Source organism: Streptomyces sp. NPDC043996, from assembly GCF_056435225.1.
Map to the genome: position 1 here is coordinate 306129 of NZ_JBWKEY010000007.1, position 16114 is coordinate 322242.

12 protein-coding genes are annotated in these 16114 nt (G+C 73.0%); 8 read left to right on the forward strand and 4 right to left on the reverse strand.

Annotated elements, in window-relative coordinates:
* The first annotated feature begins 241 nt into the window (after positions 1-241).
* A complete protein-coding gene (gene rho, locus AC07A4_RS20660; protein ID WP_478600600.1) occupies positions 242-1333 on the forward strand; it encodes a transcription termination factor Rho in 1092 nt (363 codons plus the stop codon).
* Between the two features lie 225 nt (positions 1334-1558).
* On the opposite strand, the gene AC07A4_RS20665 is transcribed toward rho, so the two are convergent.
* Entirely contained in the window at positions 1559-2899 is a 1341-nt protein-coding gene (locus AC07A4_RS20665; RefSeq protein ID WP_478600603.1) for a M6 family metalloprotease domain-containing protein, read from the reverse strand.
* 411 nt (positions 2900-3310) lie between these two features.
* Here AC07A4_RS20665 and AC07A4_RS20670 point away from each other — a divergent pair, with 411 nt between their 5' ends.
* Positions 3311-3979, forward strand: coding sequence for a TetR/AcrR family transcriptional regulator (locus AC07A4_RS20670; RefSeq protein WP_478600605.1), 669 nt, complete (start codon positions 3311-3313; stop codon positions 3977-3979).
* 216 nt (positions 3980-4195) lie between these two features.
* Positions 4196-5734 carry an MFS transporter gene (locus AC07A4_RS20675; protein ID WP_478600608.1) on the forward strand — a complete coding sequence of 513 codons (1539 nt, stop codon included), beginning with the start codon at positions 4196-4198 and terminating at the stop codon, positions 5732-5734.
* A gap of 49 nt (positions 5735-5783) precedes the next feature.
* Here the strand turns inward: AC07A4_RS20675 and AC07A4_RS20680 are convergent, their stop codons facing one another.
* Complete coding sequence (locus tag AC07A4_RS20680; protein ID WP_478600610.1) at positions 5784-6305, reverse strand: MarR family winged helix-turn-helix transcriptional regulator; 522 nt, start codon at positions 6303-6305, stop codon at positions 5784-5786.
* A gap of 41 nt (positions 6306-6346) precedes the next feature.
* Positions 6347-7462, reverse strand: coding sequence for a questin oxidase family protein (locus AC07A4_RS20685; RefSeq protein ID WP_478600612.1), 1116 nt, complete (start codon positions 7460-7462; stop codon positions 6347-6349).
* Positions 7463-8013: 551 nt separating this feature from the next.
* Between AC07A4_RS20685 and AC07A4_RS20690 the strand changes: the two genes are divergently transcribed.
* Positions 8014-9021, forward strand: a complete 1008-nt coding sequence (locus AC07A4_RS20690) for a sigma-70 family RNA polymerase sigma factor (protein WP_478600614.1) — start codon at positions 8014-8016, stop codon at positions 9019-9021.
* A 383-nt stretch (positions 9022-9404) separates the two neighbouring features.
* Here AC07A4_RS20690 and AC07A4_RS20695 read toward each other — a convergent pair whose 3' ends face one another.
* Complete coding sequence (locus AC07A4_RS20695; RefSeq protein ID WP_478600617.1) at positions 9405-10382, reverse strand: helix-turn-helix transcriptional regulator; 978 nt, start codon at positions 10380-10382, stop codon at positions 9405-9407.
* A gap of 106 nt (positions 10383-10488) precedes the next feature.
* Here AC07A4_RS20695 and AC07A4_RS20700 point away from each other — a divergent pair, with 106 nt between their 5' ends.
* The 4 genes from AC07A4_RS20700 (at position 10489) to AC07A4_RS20715 (ending at position 16059) form a co-directional block, all read left to right on the forward strand.
* Positions 10489-12048: an MFS transporter gene (locus tag AC07A4_RS20700; protein WP_478600620.1), complete on the forward strand. Its 1560-nt coding sequence runs from the start codon at positions 10489-10491 to the stop codon at positions 12046-12048.
* 256 nt (positions 12049-12304) lie between these two features.
* Positions 12305-13066: a DeoR/GlpR family DNA-binding transcription regulator gene (locus AC07A4_RS20705; protein WP_478600623.1), complete on the forward strand. Its 762-nt coding sequence runs from the start codon at positions 12305-12307 to the stop codon at positions 13064-13066.
* Positions 13063-14013, forward strand: a complete 951-nt coding sequence (gene pfkB / locus AC07A4_RS20710) for a 1-phosphofructokinase (protein ID WP_478600625.1) — start codon at positions 13063-13065, stop codon at positions 14011-14013. The genes AC07A4_RS20705 and pfkB overlap by 4 nt, the downstream gene beginning before the upstream one ends.
* A 24-nt stretch (positions 14014-14037) precedes the next feature.
* Positions 14038-16059: a PTS fructose transporter subunit IIABC gene (locus AC07A4_RS20715; protein ID WP_478600628.1), complete on the forward strand. Its 2022-nt coding sequence runs from the start codon at positions 14038-14040 to the stop codon at positions 16057-16059.
* The last annotated feature ends 55 nt before the right edge of the window (positions 16060-16114 follow it).

Here is a 16114-nt window from a genome sequence, read left to right on the forward strand (position 1 = left end):
CGAGCCTGGGCGTTCCGCACCGGGTTCGGATTCCTTCTCGGATCTCTGTCTTCCGGCCGACGGTCCCCGCGTCCCCTCAGACGTCCTGCACGTCCTGCGAAGTCCTGCGACGTTCTGCAACGCTCCGCGACGTCTGCGACGGCGTGTTCTCTCCGCCTCACGGGACCGGCCCGGCCCTCTCCCGCGCAGTCCGCGCAGTCCGCGCAAGTCTCGCGTTGTCGCGAAAGGACCCCACCCACTCATGAACTCCACAACAACCGACGTACTACGTATCCACAGCGGTGTCCTGGACATCGCCAAGAGCGACGGGCACCTGCGCGCCGAAGGCTGCGTGCCAGGCCCCGGCGACGTCCTCGTGCCCGCCGCCCTCGCCCGCCGGTCCGGCCTGCGCGCGGGCGATGTCGTCGAGGGCACCTGCGGCGAACGGCCGCGCGTGCTCACCGAGGTCACCCGCGTCAACGGCCGGGTGCCCCGAGGGCTGCGCGAGCGGCCCCGGTTCGGCGACCTCACACCGCTGCACCCGCACGAGCGGCTGCGCCTGGGGACGCGGGGCGGCGCGCTCGCGCCGCGCGTCGTCGACCTGGTGGCGCCCATCGGCAAGGGCCAGCGCGGCCTGATCGTCGCGCCGCCGCGCACCGGCAAGACCGTCCTCCTCAAGGACATCGCCACCGCCGTCGCCGCCCACCACCCCGAGTGCCACCTCATGGTCGTCCTGCTCGACGAGCGGCCCGAGGAGGTCACCGAGATGCGCCGCTCCGTACGGGGCGAGGTGCTCGCCTCCACCTTCGACCGCGCCCCCAAGGCGCACATCGCGCTCGCCGAACTCGCCGTGGAGCGCGCCAAGCGGCTCGTCGAGGAGGGGCGCGACGTGGTGATGCTCTTCGACTCGCTCACCCGGCTGTGCCGCGCCTACAACAACTCCGCCGCGAGCGGCGGGCGCACGCTCAGCGGGGGCGTCGACGCGGGCTCCGTGCAGGGGCCCAAGCGGCTCTTCGGGGCCGCGCGGTGCGCCGAGGAGGGCGGGTCCCTGACCATGCTCGCGACCGTCCTCGTGGAGACCGGGTCGCGGGCCGACGAGTACTACTTCGAAGAGCTCAAGTCCACCGGGAACATGGAGCTGCGGCTCGACCGGGGCCTCGCTGACCGGCGCGTGTTCCCCGCCGTGGACGTCGAGCCCTCCGGGACCCGGCGGGAGGAACTGCTGGTTCCGGAAGGCGAGTTGGCGGCCCTGCGGGGGTTGCGGCGGGCGCTTGGGCGGCGGGAGGCCGTGGAGGCCCTGCTGGAGCGGTTGCGGCGGGCACCCGACAACGCGGCGTTCCTGCGCGGCGCGTAGGCCCTCGCGGGGCGCCCCAGGCCCGCCCCTTCCCGAACTGGGGCTCCGCCCCAGACCCCGCTCCTCAAACGCCGGAGGGGCGAAAACTGTCGCAGCCACGGCCGGGAGATCCAGCCCGTCCGGCGTTTGAGGACGAGGCGCGAAGCGCCGATTGTCTGTGAGCGGGGGAACGGGGGCGGCAGCACCCGGATCGGGAAGGGGCGGGTCTGGGGCGCCCCGCGAGGGTCAGCGGGCGGTGCGGGTGATGTGGATGCGGTGGTTGCCGGCCAGGTCCACCCCCGTGACCTTGACCTTCACGCCGGTCTCGCGGTCGGTGAAGGTCTCGCCCAGGACGTACGGCGCGTCCGAAAGCTCCGCGTGCACGTTGGGGCTGCGGGTGCACCCCCCGCTGTCCCGGGTGGCGTCGGACACGCTGACGGGACCGCGCCCGGTGTCGACGTCCGCGTCCACCCGGTAGACGAGCACACCGGGACGGCACACGGCCTCGTCGTTGCCCGCGCGGGTGCGCAGCTCGACGGCGTACCCGGTCCTCGGCGTCAGCGGCACGAACGCCAGCTTCGTGCCGCGGCCCCGCTCGGCCAGCGGCGTCAGCAGGTGCTCCGTGGTGCCGGGGGCGGCCGCGCAGGCGACCTGGGTGTCATCCAGCCAGCCCAGCTTCCACTTGTGCCAGCCGAGCAGGTCGTTGTTGGCGCCCCAGTCCTCGCTCATGATGTCCCAGTGGCCGACCGCGCCCCCGCCGTCCTGCGTGTACAGGTCGGGCAGCCCGAAGACGTGGCCGTTCTCGTGGGGCAGGACGCGGTAGCCGGTCCGGTCGTAGCTGCCGGAGCCGTCGTCCTGGCGGCTGTAGACGAAGGACGCGTTGGCGACCGGGACCCCGTCGGCCACCGGCGCCTCGTGGTTGCCCGCGAACGTCACCGACAGGACGGTGTCCAGGGCGGAGGGGCCCGCGTTCGGGGTGATGAGGACGTTGAGGAGGTCGTACGCGCGGAAGTCGACGTCCGGATCGGCCGCGGCCACGATGTCCTGGACCAGGTCGCGGTAGCCGGGGTCGAAGGGGGCGCCCCGCTGTATCCCGTACTTCTTGAAGGGCTTGGGCATCCGCAGCCAGTCGCTGACCGGGACCTCGGCGCGGTAGTCGAGGCGGCCGTAGGAACTGGTGCGAAACCAGTCGGAGGTCTGGGGGAAGAACTCCCCGAGGCGGTCGAGGGCGGAGCCCTCGCCGGGGGCGTCGGAGAAGTCGACCATCAGGTTCAGGGCGCGCACGGTGCCGGTGGAGCGCGCGTAGCCGGGTCCGGTCGGGACGCCCTCCGACATCTGGACGCCGAGCTCGCCGCTGATCATGCAGGGGCCGAGCGCCGTGGAGCGGGCCTGTGCGACGGGGCCCGCCGCCGAGGGGGTGTCCGCCAGGAGGCGGCCGGTGCTCGCGGACGTGGTGACGGCGAGCACGACCGCGGCGGCGGAGCCGAGGGCCAGGGCCCGGGCGGCCTTGCGCCGCCGCAGGACCGGCGACGCCTTGGACCCGGCGCCGCGGCCCCGGCCTATGCCCTTCCACGTCGGCTGCTGCATGCGTGGGCCCTCCGCTCCGCGGCAGCCGCCCGGTCCGGCTGCGCCCTGTGCGATCACCCTGTGCCGGAGGGTGCGCGGGCGCGCGCTGAGCGGGACCGATCGTGGGTTTCTCGGGGGATCGTGGGAAAGGGCGCGGCGGTTGGGCGAATCGGGTCATGGGCGGGTCGGTAGGAAGGGGATCGGAGATGTGATGTAGGTCACTCCCGGACGGGGAAATAAGCGGGGAGCGTCTCCCCGTTTAGACCGGTGTCCGCGCGAAACGGGGAACGACTCCCCGCATCGCACCCCTCAGGTCCCGTCGCACCCCTCAGGTCCCGTCGCACCCCTCAGGTCCCGCCGGGAAATTCGTTGGACCCGCCCCATGGGGCCCTGCGAACCTGAGGCCGCCTGCGCTTCGAGGAGTTGTTCGCCGTGGAAACCGCCACCGCCGCGCAGCGCCGTGCACCCCGCCCCAGGGCGGACGCGCTGCGCAACCGGGAGCGGATCGTCACCGCCGCACGGGAGTCCTTCGTCGAGTTCGGGGCGGACGTGCCGCTCGACGAGATCGCCCGCCGCGCGGGCGTCGGCAACGCCACGGTGTACCGCCACTTCGCCGACCGCGCCGAACTGGTGCACCACGTCCTGCTCTTCGTCACCGACCGCGTCACGGCCCAGGCCGACGAGGCGGTCGAGGCCGCCGACGCCGACCCGGCGGCCGCCTTCGAGGCGCTGCGCCGCTTCGCGCACGCCGCGGTGGAGGAGCGCATCGGCGCGCTGTGCCCGATCATCTCCGAAGCGCTCGACCCCGAGCACCCGGACCTGCACGCCGCCCGGCTCCGCCTCGAAGGCGCGGTGGAGGGGCTCATGGCGCGCGTCCGCGACGCGGGCCAGCTGCGCACCGACATCGGCGTCGGTGACCTGATGGTCGCCCTGTCGCAGCTGACCCGGCCGCTGCCGGGCTCCAGCGGCTGCCTCATGGACTTCGACCGGTTCGTCCACCGCCATCTCCAGCTGTTCCTGGACGGCCTGATGGCACCGGCCCGCTCCACGCTTCCGGGACACCCCGCGACCTTGGAGGACCTACGCAACAAGGCGCACTGACCAGCGTCGGCCGACCTGGGACCTGGGTCGGAAGGAGGATCTGACCTCCCTACCCGGGACCCATGCGCCCGCCCGTCCTTCTGGTGTCTCGTTCAACAGTCACCACGTTTGCCTGTCTTTGCCTCTTTGTTCTTTCCGCTCTTCCTGTTCTTCCTGTTCTTCCTGTTCTTGCTGTTCTGCCTGTCTATTCCTGCGTCTCTCTAGGTGGCTCCACCCATGTCACAGTCAGCCGTCACGTCACCCGTCACGTCACCCGCTCCCGATCCAAAGCGCTGGAACGCGCTTGTCTTCATCGCGCTCGCCCAGCTGATGGTCGTCCTCGACGCCACCATCGTGAACATCGCGCTGCCCTCCGCCCAGGAGGACCTCGGCATATCCGAGGGCAACAAGCAGTGGGTCATCACCGCCTACGCCCTCGCCTTCGGCGGTCTGCTGCTGTTCGGCGGCCGCATCGCCGACCTCTGGGGCCGCAAGCAGACCTTCGTCACCGGACTCATCGGCTTCGCCGCGGCCTCCGCCCTCGGCGGCGCCGCCACCGGCGAGGCCATGATGCTCGGCGCCCGCGCCCTCCAGGGCGTCTTCGGCGCCCTGCTCGCGCCCGCCGCCCTCTCCCTGCTCGCGGTGATGTTCACCGAGGCCAAGGAGCGCGCCAAGGCGTTCGGCATCTACGGCGCCATCGCCGGTGGTGGCGGTGCCGTCGGCCTGATCCTCGGCGGCTTCCTCACCGAGTACCTGAACTGGCGCTGGACGTTCTTCGTGAACATCCCGTTCGCGATCATCGCCGCCGCCGGTGCCTACTTCGTGATCCGCGAGCCCGCCGAGGGCCGCAACCGCTCGCCGCTCGACATCCCCGGCGTGGTCCTCTCCACCCTCGGTCTGGTGGCGCTCGTCTACGGCTTCACGCGCGCCGAGTCCGACGGCTGGTCGGACACCGTGACGGTCTCCATGTTCGTCGCGTCGGCCGTGCTCCTGCTCGCGTTCGTCCTCACCGAGGCCAAGGTCCGCCACCCGCTGCTCCCGCTGCGCGTCCTGACCGAGCGCAACCGCGGCGGCGTCTACCTGTCGCTCGGCCTCGCGATCATCTCGATGTTCGGCCTGTTCCTGTTCCTCACGTACTACCTGCAGATCGTGAAGGGCTACTCGCCGGTCAAGACCGGCTTCGCGTTCCTGCCGATGATCGTCGGCATGATCACGGGTTCCACGCAGATCGGCACCCGGCTCATGCTCCGCGTCCCGCCGCGCTTCCTGATGGCTCCGGGCTTCCTGCTCGCCGCCCTCGGCATGCTGCTCCTGACGCAGCTGGACATCGACACCTCGTACGCCGGTCTGATCCTGCCCGCGCAGCTGATGCTCGGCCTCGGCATGGGTACGGCGTTCATGCCCGCCATGTCGCTCGCCACCCACGGTGTCGAGCCGCGTGACGCCGGTGTCGCCTCCGCGATGGTCAACACCTCGCAGCAGGTCGGCGGCGCCATCGGCACCGCCCTCCTGAACACCATCGCGGCGTCCGCGACCACCGCCTACCTCACCGACCACGCGGCCTCCGCCACCACTCCGGCGGCGCAGAAGCTGGTCGCGGCCAAGGCCATGGTGGAGGGCTACACGGCGGCCATCTGGTGGGCGGTCGGCATCCTCGTGGTGTCCTCGGCCATCGCCTTCGTCCTGGTGAACACCGGTGCCCCCAAGACCGGCCCGGCCTCCGGCGACGGTGAGGGCGCCGAGAACGAGGTGAAGATCCCGGTGGTGGCGCACTGACGCCACACCCGCCCCTCAGGGCACGGCGGGGCGGGCCCGCCCGCCGCTCCTAGCGGAGCCAGGGCAGGTCCGCCCCCGCCTGATTCGGCTGAAGTCCCTCGGCGACGATCCGCATGATCTCGCCGAGGGACTTCTGCTGTGCGGGGCTGAGCCGGTCGAAGAGGGCCTGCCGGACGGCCCGCACATGGCCGGGCGCGGTCTGGCGCAGGACCTCGAAGCCGTCCTCGGTGAGGATCGCGAACTGCCCGCGCTTGTCCGTCGGACAGTCCTCGCGCCGCACCCAGCCGCTCTTCTCCAGGCGCGCGACGGCGTGTGAGAGCCGGGACCGGGTGATCTTGGAGCCGCGCGCGAGCTCGGTCATCCGCAGGCGGCGGCGCGGCGCCGCGGAGAGCTGCACGAGCAGCCCGTAGTAGACGTGCGGCATGCCCGCGTCCCGCTGGAGCTGCCGGTCGAGATAGTCCTCCAGGAGCGTGGAGGCGTGCACGTACGCCAGCCATGTGCGCTGTTCCTCGTCGTCGAGCCAGCGCGGATCGACGGCGGCGTCCCGTTCCGAGGTGGATGGCGTGTCCATGCATCCCACTGTACGAGGCCTTCCTGTGCGGTCGGCCCGCGCTACAGCGCGGGCGGGTTGAGCTCCACGCCCCGCAGCGCCGCGGCCCGCGCCCGCTCGTCGCCGACGTCGAGGGCGGTGTCCGCGAACTTGATCGTGTGGTCGTCGCCGTGCGCGGCGGCCCGCGCGAAGACCTCGTCGAAGGTACTGGTGGCGGCGTCCGCGCGGGCGGTACGGGTCTGCTCGGGCGGCGCCGGGGCCGCGGGGGCGTAGGCGGCGGTGACCGCGGCGCTCGCCGCCCAGGCCGCGTCGAGCGAGGCGGGCCACAGCTCGCGGGGGAGCGCGGGCAGGGCGCGGAGCACCGCGTTCGGGGCGGTCGCGGCGTGCACCAGCATGATCGGCTCGCCGTGGCCGTGGTCGGCGAAGCGGTGCACGGCGGCGCCCACAAGCTCGGCGAGGCGGTCGCGGGCGGCTTCGGGGCCGAGCCCCGCGGCCGGTGCGTCCGTGGCGGGCCCCGCCGCCGGGCCCGCGGGCCACACCGGGACCGAGGCCAGCTGGGCGAACCGCGCCGGCAGCGAGCCGTCCTGGTGCGCGATGAGCTCGACGGCGGCGAGCGCGTCGGCGGCCCCGGCGGCGGGCGCGAGCGCGACCGGCGCGCGCGGCGGCAGCGGGGTGTGGCGCGCGGCCCAGTAGCCGAGGCCGTGGGCCAGCTCGGCCAGGCGCGGGGCGCTCTCGCCGCCGCCCGGGCCGATGAGGGCCCGCACGGCGTGGCCGACGCGGATCACCGGGTGCGTGGAGCCGCCCGCGATGCCGGGAAGCAGCACCGGCCACCAGGCGGCGAGCACCTCGCGCCAGGGCCGCTCGGCGATGGCCCGCGAGAAGAAGTCGATCCAGTCGGCGGCGCGACGCGGGTCGCCGAGCGCCTCGCGCCAGTCGGCGCCGGTGACGGGGGACACCCGGGCGGGCATGTCCTCCAGCTTGTGGCGGTAGTAGTCGAGCCACCGGTGCACGGCGCTGGCCTGGCCGCCGCGGACCAGGGCCTCCACGGCCATCGGGCCGTGGTTGGTCAGCCGCCCAAGACGCTCGGGGCCGCTGGCGTGCAGCCGCTGGAGGGCCTCGTCGAGGACGCCGTCGTCTGTCCCGGTCGCGGTGCGCGTTGCGGCGCGTGTCTCGTCCATGGCGGCACGGTAGGCAGCGCGGTGCCGGGACCGTAACGGTCTGCGGGCCTAGTCCCCTGGCCCGACGCGCCCGTATCCACCCGGCTCCGGTGTCCGCACCTTCCCCGGAACGCCCGGATTCCGGTGATTTGACCGCCTGAGCAACCATCAGGCGGCGCGGGCCGTCTTTGGGGTGGGAGGGCAGCCAACGGCGGCGCTCTTCCGGCAGAAACGGGACGGTGCCGAATGTGACGGCGGTCTCATGGGCGCCGTGCTCGCGGATCTCTGCGAGCGCGCCGACGTCCCCCTCGGTTCCGGGTCTGACCTGCACGTCTTTACGTTCCTGCGGGACTCGTCCGCCCTCTGTGGCCGCACAGGGTACTGCATGATCACGAAAACGGATGCGCGGCTTGGGAATTCTGTCCGGATTCCAGTCGTTGTTTCCATCGGAAGCGGGGCACCTGGGAAGGTGTGCCGTCCACCACAGGTCCACCCCAGGACCGCCCGGATCACCGGCCCCACGGCCGGGCCGACGCCGGACCGACCAGTGACAACCACGCAAGGGAGCACGCATGGCAACCCGTGCCGTCGCCCGTCGTACGACCGCCCGCACCGGCGGTGCCGACGCGGCACGCAGTGTTCGCGCTTCAGGCGGCGAGATCGCCGACCGCGACCTGGTCGGCATGTATCTGGACGAGATAGCGCGCACGCCCCTGCTCGACGCGGCGAAGGAAGTCGAGCTCTCCCAGATCATCGAGGCCGGGGTCTATGCCCGCCAGATCCTGGGCGGGGAGGTCGAGCGCGACAAGAAGTCTCCCGCCGCGAGCCGCGAGGAGCTCGAGGCCCTCGTCGCCGACGGGGAGCGGGCGAAGGACGTCTTCATCCGGTCGAACCTCCGCCTGGTCGTCGCCGTCGCCCGCCGCTATCCGCGCAGCGGCCTGCCCCTCCTCGACCTGATCCAGGAGGGCAACGCGGGCCTGGTCCGCGCGGTCGAGAAGTTCGACTACGCCAAGGGCTTCAAGTTCTCCACGTACGCGACCTGGTGGATCCGCCAGGCCATCACCCGCTCCATAGCCGACCAGTCGCGCACCATCCGGCTGCCCGTGCACCTGGTGGAGGAGCTCGGCCGCATCCGCCGCGTCCAGCGCGAGTTCAACCGCGAGCACGGCCGCGAGCCGGAGCACGCGGAGATCGCCGCCGAGCTGTCCTCGACGCCCGAGCGCGTCGGCGACGTCCTTGACTGGGCTCGCGACCCGGTCTCGCTGAACATGGCGGTGGACGACGAGGGCGACACCCAGTTCGGCGACCTCCTCGAGGACACCTCGGCGGTCTCCCCCGAGCAGTCCGTCCTCACGCTGCTGCGCAGCGAGGAGCTCGACGACCTGATCGGCCGCCTCGACCAGCGCACGGCCTCCATCATCAAGATGCGGTACGGCATCGTGGACGGCCGCGAGCGCACGCTCACCGAGGTCGGCAAGGAGCACGGTCTCACGCGTGAGCGGATCCGCCAGATAGAGAAGCACGCGCTCCTCGAGCTGAAGAAGCTGGCGCGCGACACCGGCTTCGACGCGGCGGCCTAGGCGGCCGGCGGACCAGGCCGGGGGCGCGCCCCCGGCTGCCCCGCTGTCGCCGCTCCGCGCCTCGTCCTCAATCGCCGGACGGGCTTGAGATCGCCGCTTCGCGGCTCGTCCTCAATCGCCGGACGGGCTGGAAGGGGCGCCGGGGCCGGCAGGTTGCAGCCCGTCCGAAGCTTGGCTGGCGAGCAGCGGACCGGCAGGTTCTAGCCCGTCCGGCGTTTGAGGACGAGCCGCGGAGCGGCAAGCTTTCAGCCTGTCCGGCGCTCGAGGGCGAGCAGTGGACCGGCAGGTTTTAGCCCGTCCGGCGTTTGAGGACGAGGCGCGGAGCGCCGATTTGCGGGGTGCGCCGATGAGCGGGGTGCGCCCTGGCACCGGGCGCCGTCGACCTAATGGATGCCCCCGGCACGGGAAAGGCGCTGCCCCAGCTCCCGCACGCGGTCCACCAGCTCCGCCGGGCCCCGGACCACGAAGTCGGTCTCGACCCAGATGAGCCGCGCCGCCACCCACTCCACCGGCTCGGTCACCGCGCCGCGCAGCCGGCAGCGGTCGGCGCCGACCGCGACAAGATCGCCGAGGGAGGCGGGCAGCCGCCCGCCCACCCGGTCGCGGGGCGCGTGGAACTCCACGTCCACCTCGTACGCCGCGGACTCCGGCCGCCGCGCGAGCACGCTCCGCCGCACATACGCGTCCGCGCTGCCGCCCGGCAGCATCCGCGGCGCGAACCGCACCCCCGTGGCGAACGGCTCCGCCACCCGGTCAACGCGGAACGTGCGCCAGTCCTGCCGCTCCAGGTCGTAGGCGACCAGATACCAGCGCCGCCCCGTGGACACCAGGCGGTGCGGCTCGGTCAGGCGCTTCGACGGCGTGCCGTCCTTCGCCTCGTAGGCGAACCGCAGCTGCTCGTGGGCGGCCGTAGCCGACGCCATCACCGTCAGCGTCTCCGGCGCGATCCGCGCCCCGTCCCCGCTGGTCAGCGACATCGTCGCGGCCCCCAGGGCGGACACCCGGTGGCGCAGCCGGGACGGAAGGACCTGCTCCAGCTTGGCGAGCGCCCGCACCGACGCCTCCTCCACGCCCTCGACGGCGTGCCCGGCCCCGGCCCGCAGCCCCACCGCGATGGCCACGGCCTCCTCGTCGTCGAGCACGAGCGGCGGCATCGCCTTGCCCGCCACCAGGCGGTAGCCCCCGCTCGCGCCGTGCGTCGCCTGCACCGGATACCCCAGCTCCCGCAGCCGGTCGACGTCCCGCCGCACCGTGCGCCTGCTGACGCTCAGCCGGTCGGCGAGCTCACCGCCCGGCCACTCGCGCGGCGTCTGCAGCAGGGAGAGGAGCTGGAGCAGCCGTGCCGGTGTGTCCGTCGTCATCAGGGGCCTCCCGCCGCCGGGGTCCGGCAACCGTTGTCCGAACGTGACCCCAGCATCCCGTACAACTAGGTCACAACCTGACCTATACGGCTCCTAGCCTGACGGCATGACTTCTCCCAGCACCCCCAGTACGGCTGTGCCGTCCCCGGCGTCACCGGGCGATCGTCGCCGGTGGTTCGCCCTGGCGATCGTGATGACGGCCGCCTTCATGGACCTGGTCGACGTGACGATCGTGAACATCGCGATCCCGTCCATCCAGCGGGACGAGGGGGCCTCGTTCAGCCACATCCAGTGGATCACCGCGGGGTACGCGCTGGCGCTCGGTGCGGGCCTGATCACCGGCGGTCGCCTCGGCGACATCTACGGCCGCAGGAAGATATTCCTCGTCGGCATCACCGGCTTCACCATCGCCTCCGCGCTCTGCGGCTTCGCCGCCAACCCGGACATGCTGGTCGCCTCCCGGATCCTGCAGGGCGCGATGGCCGCGCTGATGGTGCCGCAGGTCCTCTCGATCGTGCACGCCACCTTCCCGGCGCACGAGCGCGGCAAGGTCTTCGGTCTGTTCGGCATGGTCGTCGGCCTCGGCGCGGTCTCCGGTCCGCTGCTCGGCGCGCTCCTGACGGAGTGGAACCTCTTCGGCCTCGAATGGCGCCCGATCTTCCTCATCAACCTCCCCGTCGGCATCGCGGGCCTGATCCTCGGCCGCAAGTTCATCGAGGAGTCCAAGGCCCCGAAGGCCCTCAAGCTGGACCTGGTCGGCGTCGTCCTGGTCACGGCGGGCGCGCTGATGCTGCTCTACCCGCTGACGCGCGGGCGCGAGCTGGACTGGCCGGTGTGGGGGTACGTGATGATGGCGGGCGCGCTCGTCGTCTTCGGCGCCCTCGTGGCGTACGAGAAGCACAAGGCCAAGAAGGACGGTTCGCCGCTCATCGAGCTCTCGCTGTTCAAGGTGAAGAGCTTCGCCGGAGGCATCGCCGTGCAGACCGTGTTCGGCGTCTCGCTCGGCATCTTCTTCCTGGTCTGGACGATGTACATGCAGGTCGGCCTCGGCTGGAGCGCGCTGCGCGCCGGTGTCACGGGCGTGCCCTTCTCCATCGCGGTGTCCGCCGCTGCCGGACTCTCCGTGCAGGTGCTCGTGCCCCGCTTCGGCCGCAAGGTCCTGCAGGCCGGTGCGCTGACCATGGCCGCGGGCGTCCTCATCTACATCTGGGAGGCCGACCGGTACGGCGCCGGGATCGCGTCCTGGCAGATGGCGCTTCCGCTGGTCGTCATGGGCCTCGGCATGGGCCTGATCGTGGCGCCCCTCACCGACGCGATCCTCTCCGAGGTGCCGCGCGAGCACGCCGGTTCGGCGTCCGGCCTCCTCAACACCGTCCAGCAGATGGGCAACGCGTTCGGCCTCGGCCTGGTGTCCGTCGTCTTCTACGGCGTCATCGACGAGAAGGTGACTCCGGACCGCATCCCGGCCGAGTTCATCAACGGCTTCCAGCACGCGCTGTGGTGGGTCGTGGCGGTCCTCGTCGCCATCTTCCTGCTGATGCTGACCCTGCCGAAGAAGCCCAAGCAGCACATCGAGGGCGCGGATGACTCCGGTGACTCCGGCGAGGAGGCGGCTGCCCCGGCGGAGGGCGTGGTCAAGTCCCACGAGCCGGCGCTGACCCGCTGACCGGCTGCCCCCCGCCGCTCCGCGGCGCCACAGCCCCACCCCGTCACGGGGTGGGGCTGTCCCGTTGTCCGGCAACGGCGTGGGGCTGTCCCGCTGTCCGGCACTCGCCCTGCCTGCCGGAGGCCAAGGCCCGCCCGCGCGGGGCTCAAAGCCCGAATGTGTCTGTTCTATGCCCGAGTGTGTTTACTTCGCGGCTTCCCGGGCGTACGCTGCGGGCGAACCCACCCAATCGGGCAAACGCCAGGAGGCCCCAGCCATGTACGGCCCAGAGCGCCAGCAGGAGATCCTCCGGCTGGCCCGAGAGGGCGGCCGCGTAGACGTGCTCTCGCTCGCCGCCGAGTTCCAGGTCACCGCCGAGACCATCCGCCGCGACCTGAAGGCCCTGGACCGCGCGGGCCTGCTCCGCCGCGTGCACGGCGGCGCCCTCCCGGCTGGGCGCCTGGACTTCGAGCCGGACCTCGCGGAGCGCGAGGGCACCGCCGCCGACGAGAAGGACCGCATCGCCCGCGCCGCCCTCGCCGAACTCCCGGCGGACGGCAGCGTCATCCTGGACGCGGGCTCGACCGTCGCCCGCCTGGCCGCCGGGCTCCCCCTGGAGTCCGCCCTCACGGCGGTCACCCACAGCCTCCCCATCGCCGCCCGCCTCGCCGACCACCCCGGCATCCAGCTCCACCTGGTCGGCGGCCGCGTCCGGCACCGCACCCGGGCCGCCGTCGACGCCTGGTCCCTGCGCGCCTACGCCGAGATCCGCGCCGACGTCCTCTTCCTCGCGGCGAACGGCTTCTCCGCCGCGCACGGCCTGACCACCCCCGACCTCGCCGAGGCGGCCGTGAAACGCGCCGCGATCGCCGCCGCACGCCGCGTCGTGCTGCTCGCCGACAGCGGCAAGCTCGGCCAGGAGCACTTCGCTCGCTTCGGCGCCCTGACCGACGTAGACCTGCTGATCACGGACACCGGCCTCAGCCCCGAAGACGCCGCCGCCATCGAGGCCGCGGGCACGGAAGTGGTGCGCGCATGATCCTCACCGTCACCCCCAACCCCTCCCTCGACCGCTCCTACGAGGTCCCCGCCCTCACCCGAGGCGCCGTCATCCGCGCCAGCGGCGAGCGCATGGACCCCGGTGGCAAGGGCGTCAACGTCTCCCGGGCCGTCGCCGCCGCGGGCGTCGACACCCTCGCGGTCCTGCCGCTCGGCGGCGCCCCCGGCGCCCTCGTCGCCCAACTCCTCGACGAGCAGGGCATCCGGGTCGCCCCGGTCCCCGTCACCGGCCCCACCCGCTCGAACATCTCCGTCGCCGAACCCGACGGCACCCTCACGAAGATCAACGCCCCCGGCCCCGAGCTCACGGCCGCCGAGAGCCAGTGCCTGCTCGACACGGTCTCCGCGCACTGCGCCCGCGCCGACTGGATCGCCTGCTGCGGCAGCCTCCCGCGCGGCCTCGCCCCGTCCTGGTACGCCGACCTCGCGGTGCGCGGCCACGCCGCCGGGGCCAGGGTCGCCCTGGACACCTCGGGCCCGGCCCTCCTCGCCGCCCTCCCCGGCCGCCCGGACGTCGTCAAGCCGAACGCCGCCGAGCTCGCGGAGGCCGTCGGCCGCCCCCTCGCCACCCTCGGCGACGTCCTCAAGGCCGCCGACGAACTGCGCTCGCGCGGCGCCCGCGCCGTCCTCGCCAGCCTCGGCGCGGACGGACAGCTCCTCGTCGACGACACGGGCGCGTACTTCGGGCACGCCCGCGTCGCCACCGTCCGCAGCGACGTCGGCGCGGGCGACGCCTCCCTCGCCGGTCTCCTCGTCGCGGGCGGCACCGGGCCGCGCGCCCTCGCCTCGGCCGTGGCCCACGGCGCCGCCGCCGTCCAGCTCCCCGGCAGCCAGCTGCCGACCCCGTCCGACCTCGTACCGGACGCCGTCACCGTCACCGACGCGGTCCCGCTCGACCTCGCCCTGACCGCACCCGCCGCGGCCTGAGTCCCCCCGCCTAAGGAGCCCGCGATGAGCGACATGATCACCGCGGCACTGGTCGACCTCGCGCTCGACCGGTCCGCCGACACGAAGGAAGCGGCCGCCCGCGCCCTGGCCACCCGCATGGTGGCCCTCGGCCGGGTCACGGACCTGGACGGCTTCCTCGCCGACGTGGCCGCCCGCGAGGCCCAGATGCCCACCGGCCTCGACGGCGGCATCGGCATCCCGCACTGCCGCAGCGCCCATGTCACCGAACCCACCCTGGCGTTCGGCCGCAGCGCCCGCGGCATCGACTTCGGCGCCCCGGACGGACCCGCCGACCTGATCTTCCTGATCGCGGCCCCCACCGGCGCGGACGACGCCCATCTGACGATCCTGTCGTCCCTGGCCAGGCAGCTGATGGACGCGGACTTCACGAGCGCGCTGCGCGCGGCGGGCTCGGCGGAGGACGCGGCGGCACTGATCCGGGGGGAGGCCGCCGAGCCGACCACGGACCGGCCGGAAGCCGAGCCGACCACGGGCCGGACGGAAGCCGAGCCGACCACGGACCGGCCAAAAGTCGAGCCGCGGCAGGGCGCCCCCCGGTTCCGCGTGGTCGCCGTCACCTCCTGCCCCACCGGCATCGCCCACACATACATGGCGGCCGAGGCCCTGGAGAACGCGGCCCGCGCGGCGGGCGTGGAGCTCACCGTCGAAACCCAGGGCTCCGCCGGTTTCACCCCCCTGCCGCCGGAGACCATCGAGGCCGCCGACGCCGTGATCCTCGCCCATGACGTGCCCGTCAGGGACAAGCCCCGCTTCGCGGGCAAGCCCACCGTCGACGTGGGCGTCAAGGCCGCCGTCAACCGCCCCGCCGCACTCATCGATGAAGTACGGGAGAAGGCGGCCCGCGGCGAGACCACGGCGCCCGCGAGCCCCGTCGACCACACCGGCGAGAGCGGCGACGGATACGGTACGAAGCTCCGCAAATGGCTGATGTCGGGCGTCAGTTACATGGTCCCCTTCGTCGCGGCCGGCGGCCTCCTCATCGCGCTCGGCTTCGCCATCGGCGGCTGGAAGATAGACAAGGCTCCTTCCGTGGCGGAGCACTTCGCCTGGACCGACCACACCAGCTGGGCGGCGCTGCTGTTCCAGACCGGCGGCCTGGCCTTCGCCTTCCTCATCCCGGTCCTCGCCGGCTACATCGCGTACGGCATGGCCGACCGCCCCGGCCTCGTGCCCGGCTTCGTCGGCGGCTCGGTCGCGGTCACCATCGAGGCGGGCTTCCTCGGCGGCCTCGCGGCGGGTCTGCTCGCGGGTGCCGTGGTCATGGGCGTCCAGCGCGTCCGCATCCCGGCGGCCCTGCGCGGCATCATGCCGGTGGTGGTGATCCCGCTGATCTCCGCGGCGGTCGTCGGCTTCCTGATGTTCCTGGTCGTCGGCAAGCCCATCGCCTCGCTGCAACGGGCCCTGACGGACTGGCTGGAGGGCCTGACCGGCACCAACGCCGTCATCCTCGGCGTCATCCTCGGCCTGATGATGTGCTTCGACCTCGGCGGCCCGCTCAACAAGGTCGCGTACGCCTTCGCCGTCGGCGGCCTCACCCACCCCACGGACGGCTCCCTGAAGGTGATGGCCGCGGTGATGGCGGCGGGCATGGTGCCGCCCCTCGCGATGGCCCTCGCGACGACCGTGCGGGGCGGCCTGTTCACCAAGACCGAGCGGGAGAACGGCAAGGCGGCCTGGCTGCTCGGCGCCTCCTTCATCACCGAGGGCGCGATCCCCTTCGCCGCCGCCGACCCGCTGCGCGTCATCCCCGCGTCCATGGCGGGCGGCGCGGTCACCGGCGCCCTGTCGATGGCGTTCGGCTGCACCCTGCGCGCCCCGCACGGCGGCGCCTTCGTCGTCCCCCTGATCGGCGAGCCGCTGCTCTACCTGCTCGCGATCGCCGCTGGTGTGTGCGTGTCGGCGGCCGTGGTGGTGCTGCTCAAGGGCGCCCGCGGCGGCGCCGGTACGGGGGAGCGGGACACGGGCGCCGCGGGCGGCGAACCCCGGGTTCCGGTCGCCGCCTGAGCGGACCGTTCCCCGACCCCCGCGGCATGGGCATACTGCAGGTACTGCGGCATGG